The 17,577-nt window shown below is 61.9% G+C and carries 19 protein-coding genes; 9 read left to right on the top strand and 10 right to left on the bottom strand.

What is annotated here, in order from left to right:
* Nucleotides 1-47: 47 nt before the first annotated feature.
* Nucleotides 48-488, bottom strand: a complete 441-nt coding sequence (locus PFEN_RS09175; RefSeq protein WP_191486524.1) for a MarR family winged helix-turn-helix transcriptional regulator — start codon at nucleotides 486-488, stop codon at nucleotides 48-50.
* Between the two features lie 83 nt (nucleotides 489-571).
* Between PFEN_RS09175 and PFEN_RS09180 the strand changes: the two genes are divergently transcribed.
* The 3 genes from PFEN_RS09180 (at nucleotide 572) to PFEN_RS09190 (ending at nucleotide 2,920) form a co-directional block, all read left to right on the top strand.
* A complete protein-coding gene (locus PFEN_RS09180; RefSeq protein WP_191486525.1) occupies nucleotides 572-1,738 on the top strand; it encodes a PLP-dependent aminotransferase family protein in 1,167 nt (388 codons plus the stop codon).
* Nucleotides 1,739-1,748: 10 nt separating this feature from the next.
* A complete protein-coding gene (locus tag PFEN_RS09185; protein ID WP_191486526.1) occupies nucleotides 1,749-2,351 on the top strand; it encodes a glutathione S-transferase family protein in 603 nt (200 codons plus the stop codon).
* A 173-nt stretch (nucleotides 2,352-2,524) separates the two neighbouring features.
* On the top strand, nucleotides 2,525-2,920 hold the full coding sequence (locus PFEN_RS09190) for a lysozyme inhibitor LprI family protein (RefSeq protein ID WP_191486527.1): 396 nt from the start codon (nucleotides 2,525-2,527) through the stop codon (nucleotides 2,918-2,920).
* A gap of 12 nt (nucleotides 2,921-2,932) precedes the next feature.
* Here PFEN_RS09190 and PFEN_RS09195 read toward each other — a convergent pair whose 3' ends face one another.
* The 5 genes from PFEN_RS09195 to PFEN_RS09215 all read right to left on the bottom strand — a co-directional run bounded on the left by PFEN_RS09195 (nucleotide 2,933) and on the right by PFEN_RS09215 (nucleotide 5,805).
* Nucleotides 2,933-3,304 carry a glutathione S-transferase N-terminal domain-containing protein gene (locus PFEN_RS09195; RefSeq protein ID WP_191486528.1) on the bottom strand — a complete coding sequence of 124 codons (372 nt, stop codon included), beginning with the start codon at nucleotides 3,302-3,304 and terminating at the stop codon, nucleotides 2,933-2,935.
* A gap of 189 nt (nucleotides 3,305-3,493) precedes the next feature.
* Complete coding sequence (folE, locus tag PFEN_RS09200; RefSeq protein WP_100940621.1) at nucleotides 3,494-4,039, bottom strand: GTP cyclohydrolase I FolE; 546 nt, start codon at nucleotides 4,037-4,039, stop codon at nucleotides 3,494-3,496.
* Between the two features lie 79 nt (nucleotides 4,040-4,118).
* On the bottom strand, nucleotides 4,119-4,676 hold the full coding sequence (locus PFEN_RS09205) for a Smr/MutS family protein (RefSeq protein WP_191486529.1): 558 nt from the start codon (nucleotides 4,674-4,676) through the stop codon (nucleotides 4,119-4,121).
* 76 nt (nucleotides 4,677-4,752) lie between these two features.
* Entirely contained in the window at nucleotides 4,753-5,073 is a 321-nt protein-coding gene (locus tag PFEN_RS09210) for a hypothetical protein (RefSeq protein ID WP_191486530.1), read from the bottom strand.
* Nucleotides 5,074-5,211: 138 nt separating this feature from the next.
* Complete coding sequence (locus PFEN_RS09215; RefSeq protein ID WP_191486531.1) at nucleotides 5,212-5,805, bottom strand: cysteine hydrolase family protein; 594 nt, start codon at nucleotides 5,803-5,805, stop codon at nucleotides 5,212-5,214.
* Between the two features lie 218 nt (nucleotides 5,806-6,023).
* On the opposite strand from PFEN_RS09215, the gene prmB reads away from it, so the two are divergent.
* Both prmB and PFEN_RS09225 read left to right on the top strand, forming a co-directional pair.
* Nucleotides 6,024-6,932, top strand: a complete 909-nt coding sequence (gene prmB / locus PFEN_RS09220; protein ID WP_191486532.1) for a 50S ribosomal protein L3 N(5)-glutamine methyltransferase — start codon at nucleotides 6,024-6,026, stop codon at nucleotides 6,930-6,932.
* Between the two features lie 450 nt (nucleotides 6,933-7,382).
* Nucleotides 7,383-9,056 carry a DEAD/DEAH box helicase gene (locus tag PFEN_RS09225; RefSeq protein ID WP_191486533.1) on the top strand — a complete coding sequence of 558 codons (1,674 nt, stop codon included), beginning with the start codon at nucleotides 7,383-7,385 and terminating at the stop codon, nucleotides 9,054-9,056.
* Between the two features lie 207 nt (nucleotides 9,057-9,263).
* Here PFEN_RS09225 and PFEN_RS09230 read toward each other — a convergent pair whose 3' ends face one another.
* Nucleotides 9,264-10,031, bottom strand: coding sequence for a DODA-type extradiol aromatic ring-opening family dioxygenase (locus PFEN_RS09230; protein WP_191486534.1), 768 nt, complete (start codon nucleotides 10,029-10,031; stop codon nucleotides 9,264-9,266).
* Nucleotides 10,032-10,140: 109 nt separating this feature from the next.
* On the opposite strand from PFEN_RS09230, the gene PFEN_RS09235 reads away from it, so the two are divergent.
* The gene (locus PFEN_RS09235; RefSeq protein WP_191486535.1) at nucleotides 10,141-10,800 is read left to right on the top strand and encodes a thiopurine S-methyltransferase; all 660 of its coding nucleotides are present in this window, start codon (nucleotides 10,141-10,143) and stop codon (nucleotides 10,798-10,800) included.
* 165 nt (nucleotides 10,801-10,965) lie between these two features.
* Here the strand turns inward: PFEN_RS09235 and htpX are convergent, their stop codons facing one another.
* Both htpX and PFEN_RS09245 read right to left on the bottom strand, forming a co-directional pair.
* A complete protein-coding gene (gene htpX / locus PFEN_RS09240; protein WP_191486536.1) occupies nucleotides 10,966-11,853 on the bottom strand; it encodes a protease HtpX in 888 nt (295 codons plus the stop codon).
* Nucleotides 11,854-12,169: 316 nt separating this feature from the next.
* On the bottom strand, nucleotides 12,170-13,381 hold the full coding sequence (locus PFEN_RS09245; protein WP_191486988.1) for a pyridoxal phosphate-dependent aminotransferase: 1,212 nt from the start codon (nucleotides 13,379-13,381) through the stop codon (nucleotides 12,170-12,172).
* Nucleotides 13,382-13,607: 226 nt separating this feature from the next.
* Between PFEN_RS09245 and msrB the strand changes: the two genes are divergently transcribed.
* The 3 genes from msrB to PFEN_RS09260 all read left to right on the top strand — a co-directional run bounded on the left by msrB (nucleotide 13,608) and on the right by PFEN_RS09260 (nucleotide 15,108).
* Nucleotides 13,608-14,003 carry a peptide-methionine (R)-S-oxide reductase MsrB gene (msrB, locus tag PFEN_RS09250; RefSeq protein ID WP_191486537.1) on the top strand — a complete coding sequence of 132 codons (396 nt, stop codon included), beginning with the start codon at nucleotides 13,608-13,610 and terminating at the stop codon, nucleotides 14,001-14,003.
* Between the two features lie 164 nt (nucleotides 14,004-14,167).
* The gene (locus tag PFEN_RS09255) at nucleotides 14,168-14,653 is read left to right on the top strand and encodes a glutathione peroxidase (protein ID WP_191486538.1); all 486 of its coding nucleotides are present in this window, start codon (nucleotides 14,168-14,170) and stop codon (nucleotides 14,651-14,653) included.
* Nucleotides 14,650-15,108, top strand: a complete 459-nt coding sequence (locus PFEN_RS09260; RefSeq protein ID WP_191486539.1) for a MarR family winged helix-turn-helix transcriptional regulator — start codon at nucleotides 14,650-14,652, stop codon at nucleotides 15,106-15,108. The genes PFEN_RS09255 and PFEN_RS09260 overlap by 4 nt, the downstream gene beginning before the upstream one ends.
* 3 nt (nucleotides 15,109-15,111) lie before the next feature.
* Here PFEN_RS09260 and PFEN_RS09265 read toward each other — a convergent pair whose 3' ends face one another.
* On the bottom strand, nucleotides 15,112-17,430 hold the full coding sequence (locus PFEN_RS09265; RefSeq protein ID WP_318192834.1) for a response regulator: 2,319 nt from the start codon (nucleotides 17,428-17,430) through the stop codon (nucleotides 15,112-15,114).
* Nucleotides 17,431-17,577 lie beyond the last annotated feature (147 nt).

Consider the following 17,577-nt stretch of genomic DNA (forward strand, 5'->3'; position numbering starts at 1 on the left):
GGCAAGCCCGCTCGCCACAGGTGGTGGTGTTCATCAAGGAGGGGGGATCAGGAAGGACGGTGTTTTCCCAGTGCCAGGTTCACCGCCAGCCAGCCGTCCACCGCGGCTTCGCCGGCCTGGGCAAAGGCTTTCTGCAATAACTTGACCTGCTCACGGCGCAACGACGCCTCCAACTGCTCACCCTCCGTCGTCAGCCGCAGCAGGCGCTTGCGCTTGTCGGTCTCGGAGGCAACGCTGCGCACCAGGTCCATTTCCGTCAACTGGCGCAACGGCATGTTCAGCGCCTGCTTGCTGACACCCAGCAAGGCCAGCAACTCCTTGATGCTCACCTCGGGATAACGCGCGATAAAAAACACGATGCGCTGGTGCACCCGGCTCAAGCCGCGTCGTTCGAGCATTTCGTCGGCCTTGGCGGTGAATGCCTGGTAACCGAAGAAGAACGCCTGCATGGCATCTTGCTGGGCATTCGAATTTTTAAGGTCAAGCATATTGACGTATTGGCTCCCGGCGTCGTAATTTCGGTCAAGCAGTTTGACGTATTTTCCGTTCATTTAGCTACCGGTGACCTCCCATGGCCTTCTCCGAACGCGTGACCCGTCTGAAAAGCTCCCTGATTCGTGAAATCCTCGCGGCCGCCCAGCGTCCGGAAGTGATGTCCTTTGCCGGCGGCCTGCCGTCCGAGGCCATGTTGCCCACGCTTGAATGGGAGGGCTTGCCGGTCGCCTTCGGCCAGTACGGCATGAGTGAGGGCGAGCCGGCGTTGCGCGAGGCCCTGGCCGCCGAGGCGCGGGCGTTGGGTATCGCCTGCCAGGCCAGCCAGGTGCTGGTGGTCAGCGGGTCCCAGCAGGCCCTGGACCTGGTCGCCAAGTTGCACATCGACAAAGGTAGCGAGATTCTTCTCGAGGGACCGACCTACCTCGCGGCCTTGCAGATCTTCCAGTTGTTCGGCGCCGATTGCCTGAGCATTCCCCTGGAGCAGGACGGCCCCGACCTGGTGCAACTGCGTGCGCGCCTGGCAAACCACCGGCCGGCCTTTGTCTACCTGATTCCGACGTTCCAGAACCCTTCCGCCGTGCGCTACAGCGAAGCCAAGCGCGAGGCCGTCGCGACCTTGCTCGACGAATTCGGCGTGACCTTGATCGAAGATGAGCCTTATCGCGAACTGACCTACGATGAAGGCCGCGCCCGGCCGATTGTCAGTCGCTTGCACAAAAGCAGCTGGATCTACACCGGCACCGTTTCCAAGACCCTCGCGCCGGGGCTGCGGGTCGGCTACCTGATCGCCAGTCCGGACCTGTTCGCGCATCTGCTCAAGCTCAAGCAGTCAGCGGACCTGCACACCAATCGCATCGGCCAGTGGCAGGCCTTGCAGTGGATCGGCACGGAAAAATACCGTCAACACCTGGCGCAACTGCGGGACTTCTACCGAGTCCGAAGAGATGCCTTTCAACAGGCGTTGGAGCGCCACTTCGCTGACCTGGCCGATTGGCAGGTGCCGCAGGGCGGTTTGTTCTTCTGGCTGACCCTCAAGCAGCCGCTGGACACCCGTACCTTGCTCGCCGAGGCGTTGAGTCGTGATGTCGCATTTATGCCCGGCGAACCTTTTTTTGCCGAACCGGAGCGTAATCCGGGTAATCTTCGTCTTAATTTCAGTCATATCGCACCGGAGCGCCTGGACGAAGGTCTCAAGCGCCTGGCCGCGGTCATCCGTCATGCACAGGCCGCACAGGCGGCTTAAGGGGAGGGCCATGTACAAGGTTTATGGCGATTACCAGTCGGGCAATTGCTACAAGATCAAGCTGATGCTGCACCTGTTGGGCCAGGAATATCGCTGGCACCCGGTGGACATCCTCAAGGGCGACACCGAGACACCGGAGTTCCTGGCGAAGAATCCCAACGGCAAGGTACCGGTGCTGGAGCTGGAAGACGGCACCTGCCTGTGGGAGTCCAACGCGATTCTCAACTTCCTCGCCGACGGCAGTGAATTCCTGCCCACCGAACCGCGTTTGCGCACCCAGGTGTTGCAGTGGCAGTTCTTCGAGCAATACAGCCATGAACCCTATATCGCGGTGGCGCGGTTTATCGAGTTCTACCTGGGCTTGCCGGAGGAGCGTCGCGAGGAATACCTCAAGCTGCAGAAACGTGGGCACAAGGCATTGAAGGTGATGGAGAAGCAGCTGCAGCAAACCCCGTACCTGGTGGGTGAGCACTATTCGATCGCCGACATCGCGTTGTATGCCTATACCCATGTTGCCCATCAGGGCGGCTTCGACCTGAGCGCCTACCCGGGCATCCAGGCCTGGTTGCAGCGGGTGGCCAGCCATCCGAAGCATGTCGGCATGCTCGATTGACGATCCGGCGCATGACGCGAGTTTCTGGATGACGAGAGTCGCCCTGTAGGAGCCAGCTGGCTGGCGATAGCGGTTTATCAGGCGACAGAGATGTCGACTGTTGGCTCGCCATCGCCAGCCAGCTGGCTCCTGCAAGAGGTACGTCATCTTATTCACCGAACAAGGAGTGCCCTATGAGTTATCCCCTGTTGGCCTTTTTGGCGCTGACTGTCCTGGGCTTGGCCACGGGCGCGCAGGCGGCCGATAACTGCGATGCCAACCAGGCGTCGATGAATGAATGTGCGGGCAAGGCGTTCAGGAAGGCCGATGACGACCTGAACCAATACTACAAGGCCCAGATGGGCTACCTGAAGACCCCGGCCAACAAGGCGGCACTCAAGGACGCCCAGCGCAAGTGGCTGGCCTTCCGCGACGCCGATTGCCTGTATCGAAATGGCAAACCGGCGGATGGCGGCTCGATCTGGCCGATGCTCGACCTGCAGTGCAAGACTGAACTGACCAGGCAGCGTGCGGCACAGTTGAAGACTTATACCGAATGTCGCGATGAAACCAGCGGTTGCCGTCAATAACGGCGATTGGCTTCAGGCAGCGGCAAAGCGCTTGTGCAGATACTCGATGATCACCTTGGATTCGTACATCCAGGTGGTCTGGCCGTTTTCTTCGATACGCAGGCACGGCACCTTGATTTTGCCGCCTTGCTCGAGCAGGGTCTGGCGATCCTGTTCGTTGTTCTTCGCGTCTCGTAGCGCCACCGGTACGTTCAGGCGGCGCAGGGTGCGGCGGGTCTTCACGCAGAATGGGCAGGCGTGGAATTGATACAGGGTCAGGTCCTTGGCGGCGGCATCGACCTTGGCCTGGTCTGGCGCGGAGCGCTTTTGTTTGCTTGGGCGGGTCAGGAAATCGATGAAGATAATGAGTTGGCCCAGGCCGACTCGAAGTGCTTTGACGAACACGGTGTATAGCCTCGCTGGTAGTAGATGAAGGAGTGCGTACCTGGCAGTGGGGGCGGTGTTTGTGTGGAGTGATGCCTGGCGGTGGGGGCGGTGCGTATGTGGAGTGATGTCTGGTATGGGGTGATGTGTATGTGGGAGCACCGCTCCCACAACCCACGCCCACAAAAACGGCACCGCTCCATCGGAGCCTTACTTGATCAGCGCCAGGAACTCGCTGCGGGTCGCCGCGTTTTCACGGAACTCACCAAGCATCACCGAGGTAATCATCGATGAATTCTGTTTCTCCACTCCGCGCATCATCATGCACATGTGCTTGGCTTCGATCACCACGGCCACGCCCAGGGCGCCCGTCACCTGCTGGACCGCATCGGCGATCTGGCGACTGAGGTTTTCCTGGATCTGCAGGCGCCGGGCATACATGTCGACGATGCGGGCGACCTTGGACAGGCCCAGCACCTTGCCGCTCGGAATGTAGGCCACGTGGGCCTTGCCGATGAAGGGCAGCAGGTGGTGTTCGCACAGCGAGTAGAGCTCGATGTCCTTGACCAGCACCATTTCGCTGTTGTCGGAGCTGAACAAGGCACCATTGGTGACTTCTTCCAGGCTCTGTTCGTAGCCGCGGCAGAGGTACTGCATGGCTTTGGCGGCGCGCTTGGGCGTGTCCAGCAGGCCCTCACGGGAGACGTCTTCGCCGAGTTGGCCGAGGATCTCGGTGTAATTCTGTTCCAGGGACATGAAGCTACCTGTGGGAGTCTACGCAAAGGAGCAAGGATACGGCGGCTGGCAGCCGCCTGCAAATTCGATGACGCACCGGTTACTCGTCGCGGCCTTCCATCATGGTGCGCTTGAGCATCACATACACCGCGCCCGCGCCGCCATGTTTCGGCTGGCAGGAGGTGAAACCCAGGACCTGGGCGTGCTGGCGCAGCCAGGTGTTGACGTGGCTCTTGATCATTGGGCGTTTGCCGTCCAGGCGCACGGCCTTGCCGTGGGTGACGCGCACGCAGCGGATCTCGAACCTGGTTGCCTCGGCGAGAAACGCCCAGAGGGTTTCCCGGGCTTTTTCCACGTTCATGCCGTGCAGGTCGAGGCTGCCCTCGAAGGGGATCTGGCCGATCTTGAGCTTGCGCATCTGGCTTTCCTGGACCCCGTCACGGGCCCAGTGCAGCTCGTCTTCCGGACCGACGTCGATGACGAACTGGTCGGACAGCCCGTCTACCGCGGTGTCCTGCACCCGCACCGTGGCCGCCTGGCGCAGCTTGGCCAGTTGCGCACGGTCGGACTTGGGCTTGCCGGTGTCGGCGCGGTCATGCTTGATCGGCTTGACACCGCGGATCTCGCTTTTGAACAGGGAAAAGTCGTCGTCTTGCATGTCAGCCTCCGCAGGGGCGGGCAGTTTACCCAAGTCCCCCGGGTGTCGTCACAGCCGATTGCGCGCAGGCGCTTGATCAATCGTGCTTTTTCATCAGGTGGGGCGCGATGTTCAGGCCGTGGCCGTGGCGCATCCGGCGTCGGCTGCGGCGCCACAGCCAGACGCCGAACCAGAGCGTCAGCAGGCCCACGCCCAAGGCCACCGCCGAGCCGACCGGCGTGGCATTCAGATCCCCCAGCGCCGGCGCGTGGCCGAGCAGGCTGGCCGCGCCGGCCATGATCAACAGCACCCCGAAGGTTGCCAACAGCGCCGCGAAGGCGGCGCTCAAACGCGAGCGCCAGTTGCTCCGGCCCTTGGGGCGCAGTCGGCGAGCGTCAAAACCATCGGATATCTTCATTCCGATTTCCTCTATGAGTATCGGGCCTTCGACCGGGAGATGGTCGGCTTGTTCCTGAGGTGTCCGGGAAATCGGAAAATGAGACGCCATGGACAGGAGTAACGGATGGGCGGTCGTCGGGATCGCCCATCGAAGCCGCTAGCCGATCAGGTCTTTGGTCTGGGCAAGGGTGGCGAAATTGTCCGCCATGATCGCCATTTCCGTGCGCTGGACCTGGGCGGCGCTGATGATTTCACCTTTGTAGGGCAGGTCGCGGGTCGCGCAGGCATCTTCCACCAGGGTGCAACGGAACCCCAGGTTCTTCGCCGCGCGCACCGTGGTGCTGACGCTGGAGTGGCTCATGAAGCCGCAGACGATCAGGTCCAGGGAGCCGAGGTCCTGCAGGTGTTTCTCCAGGCCGGTGCCATGAAAGGCGCTGGGCAACAGCTTGCCGATCAGGGTTTCGTCGCCCTGGGGCTCCAGTCCCGGAATGAACTCGCCACGCTCGCCCTGGGGGTCGAACAGGCCACCGACGGTGCCCAGGTGGCGGATGTGCACGATGGGGCGTCCGGCTTGGCGGGCGGCGGCGACCAACTGCTTGATATTGTCGACAGCGGCGCCCATGCCGGACAGGGCCAGCGGACCGCTGAGATATTCTTTCTGCGCGTCGATGATCAACAGGCTGGCATGGTTCAGATTGGCCGCTGCATAGCCACGACCGCTGAGTTGAAACATCGTCTTTGGAACAGGCATTCGGGGCTCCTTTGAGTGGGGCTTTTACCGCATTGTCCTCCGGCTGAGCGCTTATGTGAATCGCTACCCGTGCAGGCGGCGTGGTTACTGGCCTGTAGCCGTGTCAAGGATTGTTTGTCGAAGGCGGATACGGTGAACGATGATGCCTTTTTGCCTTATTTTCGCCGGGTGCCGGTTTGGCTGTTAGAATCGCCCGTCGTTTTTTCAGGAGCCTTCCCGTGATCAATTCCCGCCTGCGCACGCTGCGCGATCATATTCGTTGGGCTGTCAGCCGTTTTCATGGCGAGGATCTGTTTTTCGGTCATGGCACTGACAATGCCTGGGACGAGGCGCGCCAGTTGGTGCTGGGGGCCTTGCACCTGCCTTGGGAGATCGCCGACAGCTATCTCGACTGTCGCCTGGAAGACGATGAACTGAGTCATGTGCAGCACCTGCTCAAGCGCCGCATCGAAGACCGCGTGCCAACCGCCTACCTGCTGGGTGAGGCCTGGTTCTGCGGCTTGTCGTTCATTGTCGACGAGCGGGTGCTGATACCGCGCTCGCCGATTGGCGAGTTGATCGAAGGGCGTTTCGCGCCTTGGCTGGCGAACGAGCCGGCGCGGATTCTCGACCTGTGTACCGGTTCCGGCTGTATCGGCATCGCCTGTGCCTATGAGTTCGAGCAGGCGGAAGTGGTGTTGGCCGACCTGTCTTTCCAGGCGCTGGAGGTGGCCAACCAGAACATCGAGCGGCATGGCGTCGACGAGCGGGTGTTCACGGTCCAGGGCGATGGCTTCGATGGTCTGCCTGGCCAGCGTTTCGACCTGATCGTGTCCAACCCGCCTTATGTGGATGCCGAGGATTTTGCCGACATGCCGGACGAGTACCAGCATGAGCCCAAGCTGGGCCTGGCGTGCGGCGACGACGGCCTGAACCTGGTGCGGCGGATGCTGGCCGAGGCGGCGGATCATCTGACCGAGAAGGGCTTGCTGATTGTCGAGGTCGGCAACAGCCAGGTGCACGTCGAGGCGTTGTACCCCGAGGTGGACTTTGCCTGGCTGGACTTCGAACGTGGTGGGCACGGGGTGTTCATGCTCACGGCCGAGCAATGCCGGACGCATCAGGCGCTGTTTGCCGCGAAGATCTGAAGAGCGCACCGACCTGTAGGAGCAGGGTTTTGTGGGGTTCTGGCGATCGCGGACGCTTGCGCGATCCTTGCGAGCAGATTCCGACGAGTGAATCGTTTAAGTCGCCAGGCCCAGCCGGCAAGGAGGGCCGGAGGCAGACCTTCACTCGATTATCTGCAAAGCCCGCCATGGAGAGGCGTGCAACGGCATTTCCAGATAAATAAATCTCCCTTTTTTCGCCAATTCCGGTATAGTGCGCGCCGGCCTTTAACCGGGCCGCGTTTAGGTAATGCAATTCCCCGAAGCCAGCTTCGGCTGCTGTCCGCCCTGCGGACTATCCTTGACGATTCTTTCATTCAATCGTTTTCGCAAATCCCCGCCGACAAAGCTGCCAGGGTGACTCTCAGAGTCTTACAAGGCATGCGCAGCTTTGGAGCATGGGTCTTTGCGGATGCACTTAGAGGCAGACCCATGACCCAGGAAATCGGCGGCTTCGCCGCTTTTAATCTTAATCCGAATATTCTTGCAGCCGTCACCGCGACTGGCTACGAAGAGCCTTCGGCTATCCAGCAGCAATCGATCCCGATCATCATGGCCGGCCACGACATGATTGGCCAGGCGCAAACCGGTACGGGTAAAACCGCTGCGTTCGCCCTGCCGATCCTGCATCGTATCGATCCTGCAAAGCGCGAACCGCAAGCCCTGATCCTGGCGCCAACCCGTGAGTTGGCGTTGCAAGTAGCAACCGCTTTCGAAACCTACGCCAAGCAAATGCCCGGCGTTACCGTTGTGGCCGTTTACGGCGGCGCGCCCATGGGCCCGCAACTGAAAGCAATCCGTAATGGCGCACAGATTGTGGTCGCCACGCCGGGCCGTCTGTGCGACCACCTGCGTCGCGATGAAAAAGTCCTCGCCACCGTGAACCACCTGGTTCTCGATGAAGCGGACGAAATGCTCAAGCTCGGCTTCATGGATGACCTGGAAGTCATCTTCAAGGCCTTGCCGGCAACCCGTCAGACCGTTTTGTTCTCGGCGACCCTGCCGCAGTCGATCCGCGCCATTGCCGAACGCCACCTGCGCGATCCGCAGCACGTCAAGATCCAGACCAAGACCCAGACCGTTACCGCGATCGAACAGGCTCACCTGTTGGTTCACGCCGACCAGAAGACCTCGGCTGTGCTGAGCCTGCTGGAAGTCGAGGATTTCGACGCCCTGATCATGTTCGTGCGCACCAAGCAAGCGACCCTGGACCTGGCCAGTGCCCTGGAAGCCAAAGGCTACAAGGCTGCCGCACTGAACGGCGACATCGCCCAGAACCAGCGTGAGCGCGTGATCGACTCCCTCAAGGATGGCCGTCTGGATATCGTTGTGGCGACCGACGTGGCCGCGCGTGGCCTGGACGTTCCGCGCATCACCCACGTGTTCAACGTCGACATGCCGTACGATCCCGAGTCCTACGTGCACCGTATCGGCCGTACCGGCCGTGCCGGTCGCGAAGGTCGTGCGCTGCTGCTGGTGACTCCGCGTGAGCGCCGCATGCTGCAAGTGATCGAGCGTGTCACCGGGCAGAAGGTTGCCGAAGTCCGCCTGCCGGATGCCCAGGCTGTTCTCGATGCACGCATCAAGAAGCTGACCAACAGCCTGTCGCCACTGGTGGCCGAGGCTGAATCGACCCATGGTGACCTGTTGGATCGCCTGACCGCCGATATCGGTTGCAGCCCGCGCGCCCTGGCCGCGGCCCTGCTGTGCAAGGCCACCAATGGCCAGGCGCTGACTCTGGCGGCGATCGAGAAAGAGCGTCCGCTGGTGCCGAACAATGCGCCACGTGGTGATCGTCCGGAGCGTTCCGGCGACCGTCCTGAGCGTAGTGATCGTGAGCGTCGCGCACCGGTGCCGTTGGCTGAAGGTCGCGCCCGTTGCCGTACCGCGCTGGGTGCGCGTGACGGTATCGCCGCCAAGAACCTGCTGGGCGCCATCCTCAACGAAGGTGGCCTGGCCCGTGAAGCCATTGGTCGCATCCAGGTACGTGACAGCTTCAGCCTGGTGGAACTGCCGGAAGATGGTCTGGAGCGTCTGCTGACCAAACTGAAGGACACCCGCGTGGCTGGCAAGCAGCTCAAGCTGCGTCGCTACCGCGAAGATTGATCAACCCCCGGGTTGATTGATCGATAAAAAAATCCCCGACTGGTTCGGGGATTTTTTTTGTCTGCTGTAGGCGCGAGCTTGGTCCAGGCGGCGTTCCGACGATGGGCGTCAACGATAACGCCGGGCACCTGATGCCCTGCGGTGCCTGAGCCATCATCGCGAGCAATCGAGCCTCGACCGGCTGCTCCTGCAGGGGATTGCTGGTCGTCAGTCGAAACGATAGATGTCCATGCCCAGCGCGCCCATGGTGAACCCCTGGTGGGCGATGCTCATCTGGCCGCCGGCACCACGGGCGAAGTACAGCGGCAGCAAGTGCTCGTCACTGGGGTGGCTGCGCACGGCGTTGGGCGCCTGCTTGCGGTAGTCGTGCAGGGCGGCTTCGTCATTGGCGGCGAGCTTGTCGACCATCCAGTCGCGAAAGGCCTTGGCCCACGGCTCGATGCTGTTCGGGCCGGCATGCCAGTCCAATTCGCCGAGGTTATGGGTAATGCTGCCGGAACCGATCAGCAGGATTCCCTGTGCCCGCAGGCCGCTGAGCACATGCCCGACGCGCGTCTGCAGCGCCGGACCCTGGCGGCTCGGCAGCGACACCTGGACCACCGGGATGTCGGCTTGCGGGTACATCAGCGACAGCGGCACCCAGACACCATGGTCGAGTGGACGTTGGTCGTCGAGCCGGGCCGGCAGGCCGGCGGCGTTCAGCAGTGCGGCCACCTCGGCGGCGAGCTTCGGCTCGCCGGGGGCCGGGTACTGCACGGCGAACAGCTCCTTCGGAAAACCACCGAAGTCGTGCCAGGTTTCCGGTTGCGGGTTGCTGCTGACCCGCAGATCCTGGCTTTCCCAATGCGCCGAGACGATGACAATGGCCTTCGGGCGCGGCAGCTCCGCGGCCAGGCGTGCCAGGGCCGGGCCACTGGCGCCGGGGTCCAGGGCCAGCATGGGCGAACCGTGGGAGATGAACAGGCTGGGGAGCATAATGAAAGTCCTGGCGGCGAGTTAAGATGAGAGCATCTTCAATCAGATCATTGATCTAAATCTAATATAAGTTTTAGTGCTTTTTGATCGAATTTTTCAAGGTGAGCCTATGCAACCGGAATTTTGGCACAAGCGTTGGGAACACAATCAGATCGGCTTTCACCTGGAGCAGGTCAACCCCCATCTGCAGCGGTTCTGGCCCGACCTGGCATTGCCGGTCGGGGCGCGGGTGCTGGTGCCTTTGTGTGGCAAGAGCCTCGATCTGGCATGGCTGGCGGCTCAAGGCCTGCGGGTCCTGGGGGTGGAGTTGTCGGAGAAGGCCGTGGAGGCTTTCTTTGCCGAGCAGCAGCTCAAGCCGCTGATCCGTCAGCAGGGCGTTTTCATCATCTATGAGGCGGGCCCGCTGGAGCTCTGGTGTGGGGATTTCTTCGCCTTGACGACCGCGGATGTTGCCGATTGCGTCGGGTTGTATGACCGAGCCGCGCTGATCGCCCTGCCGCCGCCGATGCGCGAGCGTTATACGGCGCATTTGAGCGAGATACTGGCGGTCGGTACCCAGGGCCTGTTGATCACCCTCGACTACGAGCAGGCCCAGCTCGACGGACCACCGTTCGCCTTGCTCGATGGCGAGGTGCGGCGCTTGCTGGAGCCACGCTGGCAGCTTCAGGTGGAGGATGAGCAGGATGTGCTCGGTGAAAGCTGGAAGTTTCTCCAGGCCGGTGTCACCCGGCTCGCCGAGCGGGTTTACCGGCTGGAGAAGGTTTCGTAGGAAACAGCCAAGCCTGCGATGGTTAGAGCAGGAGACAGGCTGGTGATGACTCCGAAAACACCGCGCTGTTGGCTGCTGTGGGGGCGGAGCTTGCCCGCGAAGGCGTCTGTGAGGACGCCAAAAGCTTCGCGGGCAAGCTCCGCTCCCACAACAACAGAGTGGTTATCAGCCGCGCCGACGCAGGGCTTCGATACGCTCTTCCAGCGGCGGGTGGCTCATGAACATCTTCGCCAGGCCTTGTTTCAGGCCGCCGTTGATGCCGAAGGCGTTCAGGGTGTCCGGCATGTGCACCGGCAGGCCCTGTTCGGAGCGCAGGCGTTGCAGCGCACCGATCATCGCGGCGGTACCGGCCAGGCTGGCGCCGGCTTCGTCGGCGCGGAATTCACGCTTGCGCGAGAACCACATGACGATGGCGCTGGCCAGGAAACCCAGGACCAGTTCGGCGAAGATGGTCGCCACGTAGTAGGCGATGCCCTGGCCTTCTTCGTTCTTGAAGATGACCTTGTCGACGAAGTTGCCGATGATCCGCGCGAAGAACATCACGAAGGTGTTCACCACGCCCTGGATCAGCGCCAGGGTAACCATGTCACCGTTGGCGACGTGGCCGATCTCGTGGGCCAGCACGGCCTTCACTTCATCCGGCGAGAACCGCTCCAGCAGGCCCTGGCTGACCGCGACCAGCGCGTCGTTCTTGTTCCAGCCGGTGGCGAAGGCATTCGCCTCGTAGGCCGGGAAGATACCCACCTCGGGCATCTTGATCCCGGCTTCGCGGGACAGTTGCTCGACGGTCTGCAGCAGCCACTGTTCATGGCGGGTGCGAGGCTGGGTAATGAGTTGGGTGCCGGTGCTCATCTTCGCCATCCACTTGGAGATGAACAGCGAGAACAGGGAACCCGCGAAACCAAAGACCGCACAGAAGACCAGCAGCTGATTGAGGTTGAGGTCAACCCCGTTGGCCGCCATGAACCCGTTGAAGCCGAACAGGCTCAGGGTGATGCTGGCAATCAGCACGACCGCCAGGTTAGTGGCCAAGAACAGCAGGATGCGCATCATGGTTGAAAGTTTCTCCTCAGCTAAAGATGTAGCGTCATGCGGGGTATATAAGGTGCGCCTCCGACCTATTCAACCGGGTGACTATTTCAAACTGTGTCCTACAGCTTGATTCTAGACGTTTGCCAGTCATTTCCTAATAGGCCGGATCGCCTCTTGCGGCCTTACGGCCCCGCCGGCCCCTTTGAAACCGCTGTGTACGCCCGCGAAGAGGACGTTTCCCTGGTGGGCGAAATGCTGACGCAAAGACATACAAAAAGAAATGCGAGGAAAGCGCCTTCCTGCGACTCGCGGATGAGTCGCAGGAAGGTGTAGGAAATTACTGGCGGTAGGTTTTCAGGAACGAGCCGATACGCCCGATGGCCTGTTCCAGATCATCCACCCGGGGCAGGGTGACCACGCGGAAGTGATCGGGCCAAGGCCAGTTGAACGCGGTGCCCTGGACCACCAGCAGCTTTTCCGAGAGCAACAGGTCGAGGACGAACTTCTCGTCATTGTGGATCGGACAGATCTTCGGGTCGATCCGCGGGAAGGCGTAGAGCGCGCCCATGGGTTTCACGCAACTGACTCCGGGAATGTCGTTGAGCAGTTCCCAGGTGCGGCTGCGCTGCTCCAGCAGGCGACCGGGCGGCAGCACCAGGTCGTTGATGCTCTGGTAGCCGCCGAGGGCGGTCTGGATGGCGTGCTGGGCCGGCACGTTGGCGCACAGGCGCATATTGGCCAGGATATCGAGGCCTTCGATGTAGCTCTGGGCGTTGTGCTTGGGACCGGAGAGCGCCACCCAGCCGGAGCGGAAGCCCGCGACCCGATAGGACTTGGACAGGCCGTTGAAGGTCAGGCAGAGCAGGTCTGGTGCCAGCGATGCGGTGCAGATGTGCATGGCATCGTCGTAGAGGATCTTGTCGTAGATCTCGTCGGAAAAGACCACGAGATTGTGCTGGCGCGCCAGTTCCAGCATGCCCAGCAGGACTTCCCTGGAATACACCGCGCCCGTCGGGTTGTTCGGGTTGATGATCACCAGGGCCTTGGTATTGGGGGTGATCTTGGCCTTGATGTCGGCCAGGTCCGGCCACCAGTTGGCCTGTTCGTCGCACAGGTAGTGCACCGGGTTGCCACCGGCCAGGCTCACGGCGGCGGTCCACAGCGGATAGTCCGGTGCCGGGATCAGCACTTCGTCGCCATTGTTGAGCAGGGCTTGCATCGACATCACGATCAGTTCGGACACGCCGTTGCCCAGGTAGATGTCCTCGATGCCGATACCTTCGACCTGCTTCTGCTGGTAGTACTGCATGACCGCCTTGCGGGCGCTGTACAGGCCCTTGGAGTCACTGTAGCCCTGTGCGGTCGGCAGGTTGCGGATCACGTCCAGGAGGATTTCGTCCGGGGCTTCGAAACCGAAGGGCGCCGGGTTGCCGATGTTCAGCTTGAGGATGCGATGGCCTTCCTCTTCCAGGCGTTTGGCGTGCTTGAGCACCGGGCCGCGAATGTCGTAGCAGACGTTGGCGAGCTTGTTCGATTTGCTGACCTGCATGGCGATGTGATCCTGAAGATGGACGATCCAGACGGTCTCGTCGAGGCCGCTGTGGCAGTACTGCGTTTTCACCTCGTCCCGTGGTCCCCGGCCGCCGCCCTGGAAAATCCGTTTGAATGCGTCGGACGCGGGTGCCAGACTGGCGTTTGACGAGGCGCAATCATACGTGCCGCCCGATCCGTGGAAAAGAGACAGATCGGGGTTTTTCAGCCGCCGAGGTGTAACGATGGAAAAGTTGCAAAAGACCCTGGAAGAATGGCGCGCCATGCTCGACCCAGAGCAGTACAACGTGTGCCGGCTCAAAGGCACCGAACGGCCGTTTTCGGGTAAGTACAATGGCACCAGGACCGATGGGGTCTACCATTGCATCTGCTGTAACGCGGCGCTGTTCGACTCCCGGGCCAAGTTCGACTCCGGCTGCGGCTGGCCGAGTTTCTACCAGCCCATCGGTGCCAGCGCGATGGTCGAGATCCGCGATGTCAGCCACGGCATGGTCCGCACCGAAGTGGTCTGCGCCAAATGCAACGCGCACCTGGGGCATGTGTTTCCCGACGGCCCGCCGCCGACCGGGCTGCGCTACTGCATCAACTCCGTGTGCCTGGACCTGGTTCCGCGTGCCTGACCCCGGTTTCGGAGAACCCTTGTAGGAGCGTCGACCGGCTGCTCCTACAGGTACGGGGGATGGGCGTGCTGTCATGGGTTATGAAAGATCATCAGTCCTGGTTATTAAATTGTGTGCAATTCAATTGCTCGCTATCTTGTTCGACATTCATTGGAGGAACTGTCATGAGCGATAACCTGCTGAACATCCCGTGCACCACCATCAAGGGTGAGCAGAAGACCCTGGCCGATTTCGCCGGCAAGGCGATCCTGGTGGTCAACACCGCCAGCAAATGCGGTTTTACCCCACAGTACAAGGGACTTGAGCAACTCTGGCAGGACTACAAGGACCAGGGCCTGGTGGTGCTCGGGTTCCCTTGCAACCAGTTCGGCAAGCAGGAGCCGGGCAACGAAGGGGCCATTTCCGAGTTCTGCGAGCTGAACTACGGCGTCAGCTTCCCGTTGTTCAAGAAGATCGATGTCAACGGCGAAGGCGCCCACCCGCTGTTCGTCCAACTGAAGAAGCGTGCGCCGGGCCTGCTCTGGTCCCAGGGCATCAAGTGGAACTTCACCAAGTTCCTGATTGGCAAGGACGGTCGCCTGGTGAAGCGCTTCGCGCCCACCACCAAGCCCGAGAACCTGACCCGCGAGATCGAAGCCCTGCTTAAATGAATGACCTGTCCAGCGATTCGCTGAGTCTCGACAGCCAGCTCTGCTTCAAGCTCTACGCCGCTTCACGGGCGGTCATCCGAGGCTACAAGCCGATGCTGGAGCAGTTGGGCCTGACCTATCCGCAGTACCTGGTGATGCTGGTGCTGTGGGAGTGGCACGACACTGCGCCAGCGCAGCCCACGGTCAAGGCCCTGGGCGAACGCCTGCTGCTGGATTCGGGGACACTGACGCCGCTGCTCAAACGCCTCGAACAGATGGCTTTGGTGCAGCGCTGCCGTTCGGCCCTCGACGAGCGGGAAGTCCACCTGAGCCTGAGCCCCGTCGGAGTGGCCTTGCGCGCCGAGGTGCTGCCGATCAGGACCCGTCTGCTCTGCGACAGCGGCGTGGACCTGATCCATCTGGACGCCCTGCGCGACGGCCTCGATCGGTTGCTGGCGCGGCTCGGAGCGTTGTAGCGCTCAGGCTACCGTGGCGGGGACCCAATGTTCGAGCAGGGCCATCAGTTCTTCGCGGCGGAAGGGCTTGGCCAGGTAATCGTTCATGCCCGCGGCCCGGCAGCGTTCTCGCTCTTCGGGCATGGCGTTGGCCGTCAGGGCGACGATCGGCAGGTTCGGCCAGCGCCCGCTGCGGCGTATCTGCCGGCTGGCTTCGTAACCGTCCATGACCGGCATGTTGCAATCCATCAACACCAGGTCGAACACCTGCTGTTCCAACTGGCTCAGGGCCTCGCCGCCATGAGCCGCGATCGTCACTTCGCAGCCCAGTTTGCCGAGCATGCCCTTGGCCACCAGTTGATTGACCGGATTGTCTTCCACCAACAGGATGCGCGCGCGCCGTGACGGCGGCAGGTCCCGGGGCTGATCGTTGAGTTCGGCCAGGTCATGGGGGAGCAGGATGCGCGCCAGCGTCTGGTACAGCGCGTTGCGGGCCAGGGGCCGGGCCTGCTGTTGCAAGGGGGCCAGGGCGCTGGCTTGTTCACTGGGCATGAAGTTGCCATAGGCGGTGACCAGCAGGATCGGCGCGTTGATCGCTGGTCGCAGTCCAAACAGGCATTCGGGGCAGTCGGTGATCAACAGGTCGGGGTTGAGGCCGGCCAGGCTTTCGTCCAGTCCGAAGCGCTGGTAGGTCAGGCCCCAGGCGGGAAGCTGGTTGCCGAGCAGCTCGCTCAGGCCGCTGGTACTTGGCGTGACGGCGATAATCTTGCCTGTGAGTGGTTTTTGCCGCAGCGCTGGCGTGTGCGCGGGCAGCGGCAGTTCGGCGCAGAACTGGCTGCCGAAGCCGACTTCGGAGTTGATGGTCAGGCGGCCTTTCATCGCCTCGCAGAGGTTGTAGGTCAGGGTCAGTCCGAGGCCGGTGCCGCCGAACTGGCGGGTGATGCCGGCACCGGCCTGGGTGAAGGGTTGGAAGATCTTGGCCTGGGCCTCCTGGGCAATGCCGATGCCGGTGTCGCAGACTTCGATACGCACGGTGTTGTCGCGCGTGCTCAGGCGCACATCGACCCGGCCGAAGCGGGTGAACTTCAGGGCATTGGACAGCAGGTTGCTGACGATCTGTCGTACCCGCGTCGGGTCTCCCAGCACCAGGGCCGGGAATTGCGGGTCGATCAGGCAGGCCAGTTCGACGCTGGGGGCGGCGTTTTGCGAGAGCAGGTTGGCGGTGTCCTCGACCAGGGCGCCGAGGTCGAAAGGGATGCGCTCGAGCTCCAACTGCCCAGCGTCGAATTTCGACAGGTCGAGGATGTCGTTGAGCAGTTCCACCAGGACTTTTCCGGAGTCGTGGGCAATCGACAACTGCTGGCGTTGCTCGGCGTTCAGCGGACTGTCCAGGCACAGCGCGATCATGCCGAGCAGGCCGTTCAGGGGCGTGCGGATCTCATGGCTCATGTTGGCCAGGAACGCCGAGCGGGCCTGGGCCATGTTCAACGCGGTGCTGCGCGCCGCTTCCAGTTCTTCGTTGGACTGGCTCAGGCGCGCGTTGCTGGCCTTGAGCTCGGTGGTGCGCGCCGAGACGATGTTTTCCAACTGGCCCAGGTAGTCGGTCAGGCGGTTTTCGGCGCTGCGGCGCTGCTGGATCTCGGTGTTCATGTTTTCGAACTGCTGATTGGCGACTTTCACCAGCACGCCGATTTCATCGTGTTCGTGGCCCGGCGGGAACGCCAGTCGCGCCTGCTTCGGCTGGCCTGGCGGTGCGCTGCTGAGGGCCTGGATCACCCGCACCAGGGGTTTGGTCAGCATCACGTAGAACAGCACGAGGAGGATGAGACTCAGGACCAGGCTGCGGACAAAACCATTGAGCAGGGTGATCTCGGCCCGGTGCAGGAAACGGATGCCGAAGGTGTAGGTGTCGATATCAAGGTGCAGGGTGCCCAGGGATTCACCCGGCAGATGGCTGAGAAAAAGCCTGTCCTCGAAGGTGCGACTGGCGCCGAACAGCCAATCGCTGAGCAGGCGATAGTTACCCTCCAGGCGCGGTCGTTCGACGCTGGCCAGGACCATGCTGTTGTTGTCGATCAATTGCGCGCGCAGTACGGCTGGCGAGCGCAGCAGTCCCAGGGCCAATTCCTGCGCGAGCTCGGCGTCGATGTTGTAGGCGATCCTCGACGCCGGGTTGTGGCTGATTTCCAGCAGGGAGAGGATTTCACGGTTGATCGAGGCGCTTTCGCTGGCATAATCGATACCGATTTGCAGCAGACTGAGCAGCGTTCCCAGAATGAAGCCGACCAGCACCGTCAACCTGGCTTGTTTGTAAGACAAGCGGTGGGTGAATTTTATATCCATGGGGTGGTGTACCACTTTCCTTTCCCTTCGCCCGGCAAGCATAGCTGATCCGATGCGTGCGCTGGCAGTGGGGGACTCGATATGTGGTTTGCGCAGTCTGCCGGAGCTTGCGGGCGCTCGACGGCGTCAGCGCGACATCATATGTGT

The organism is Pseudomonas sp. FEN (assembly GCF_904067045.1).
GTDB lineage: Bacteria > Pseudomonadota > Gammaproteobacteria > Pseudomonadales > Pseudomonadaceae > Aquipseudomonas.

Coding starts and splice junctions, on each gene's coding strand:
- folE (WP_100940621.1), bottom strand. CDS start 4,039: ATGTCCCTGGAACAGAATTACACCGAGATCCTCGGCCAACTCGGCGAA.
- PFEN_RS09260 (WP_191486539.1), top strand. CDS start 14,650: ATGAATGACCTGTCCAGCGATTCGCTGAGTCTCGACAGCCAGCTCTGC.
- PFEN_RS09185 (WP_191486526.1), top strand. CDS start 1,749: ATGTACAAGGTTTATGGCGATTACCAGTCGGGCAATTGCTACAAGATC.
- PFEN_RS09205 (WP_191486529.1), bottom strand. CDS start 4,676: ATGCAAGACGACGACTTTTCCCTGTTCAAAAGCGAGATCCGCGGTGTC.
- PFEN_RS09235 (WP_191486535.1), top strand. CDS start 10,141: ATGCAACCGGAATTTTGGCACAAGCGTTGGGAACACAATCAGATCGGC.
- PFEN_RS09210 (WP_191486530.1), bottom strand. CDS start 5,073: ATGAAGATATCCGATGGTTTTGACGCTCGCCGACTGCGCCCCAAGGGC.
- PFEN_RS09255 (WP_191486538.1), top strand. CDS start 14,168: ATGAGCGATAACCTGCTGAACATCCCGTGCACCACCATCAAGGGTGAG.
- PFEN_RS09225 (WP_191486533.1), top strand. CDS start 7,383: ATGACCCAGGAAATCGGCGGCTTCGCCGCTTTTAATCTTAATCCGAAT.
- msrB (WP_191486537.1), top strand. CDS start 13,608: ATGGAAAAGTTGCAAAAGACCCTGGAAGAATGGCGCGCCATGCTCGAC.
- PFEN_RS09180 (WP_191486525.1), top strand. CDS start 572: ATGGCCTTCTCCGAACGCGTGACCCGTCTGAAAAGCTCCCTGATTCGT.
- PFEN_RS09190 (WP_191486527.1), top strand. CDS start 2,525: ATGAGTTATCCCCTGTTGGCCTTTTTGGCGCTGACTGTCCTGGGCTTG.
- htpX (WP_191486536.1), bottom strand. CDS start 11,853: ATGATGCGCATCCTGCTGTTCTTGGCCACTAACCTGGCGGTCGTGCTG.
- PFEN_RS09215 (WP_191486531.1), bottom strand. CDS start 5,805: ATGCCTGTTCCAAAGACGATGTTTCAACTCAGCGGTCGTGGCTATGCA.
- PFEN_RS09245 (WP_191486988.1), bottom strand. CDS start 13,381: ATGCAGGTCAGCAAATCGAACAAGCTCGCCAACGTCTGCTACGACATT.
- PFEN_RS09265 (WP_318192834.1), bottom strand. CDS start 17,430: ATGGATATAAAATTCACCCACCGCTTGTCTTACAAACAAGCCAGGTTG.
- PFEN_RS09230 (WP_191486534.1), bottom strand. CDS start 10,031: ATGCTCCCCAGCCTGTTCATCTCCCACGGTTCGCCCATGCTGGCCCTG.
- PFEN_RS09175 (WP_191486524.1), bottom strand. CDS start 488: ATGCTTGACCTTAAAAATTCGAATGCCCAGCAAGATGCCATGCAGGCG.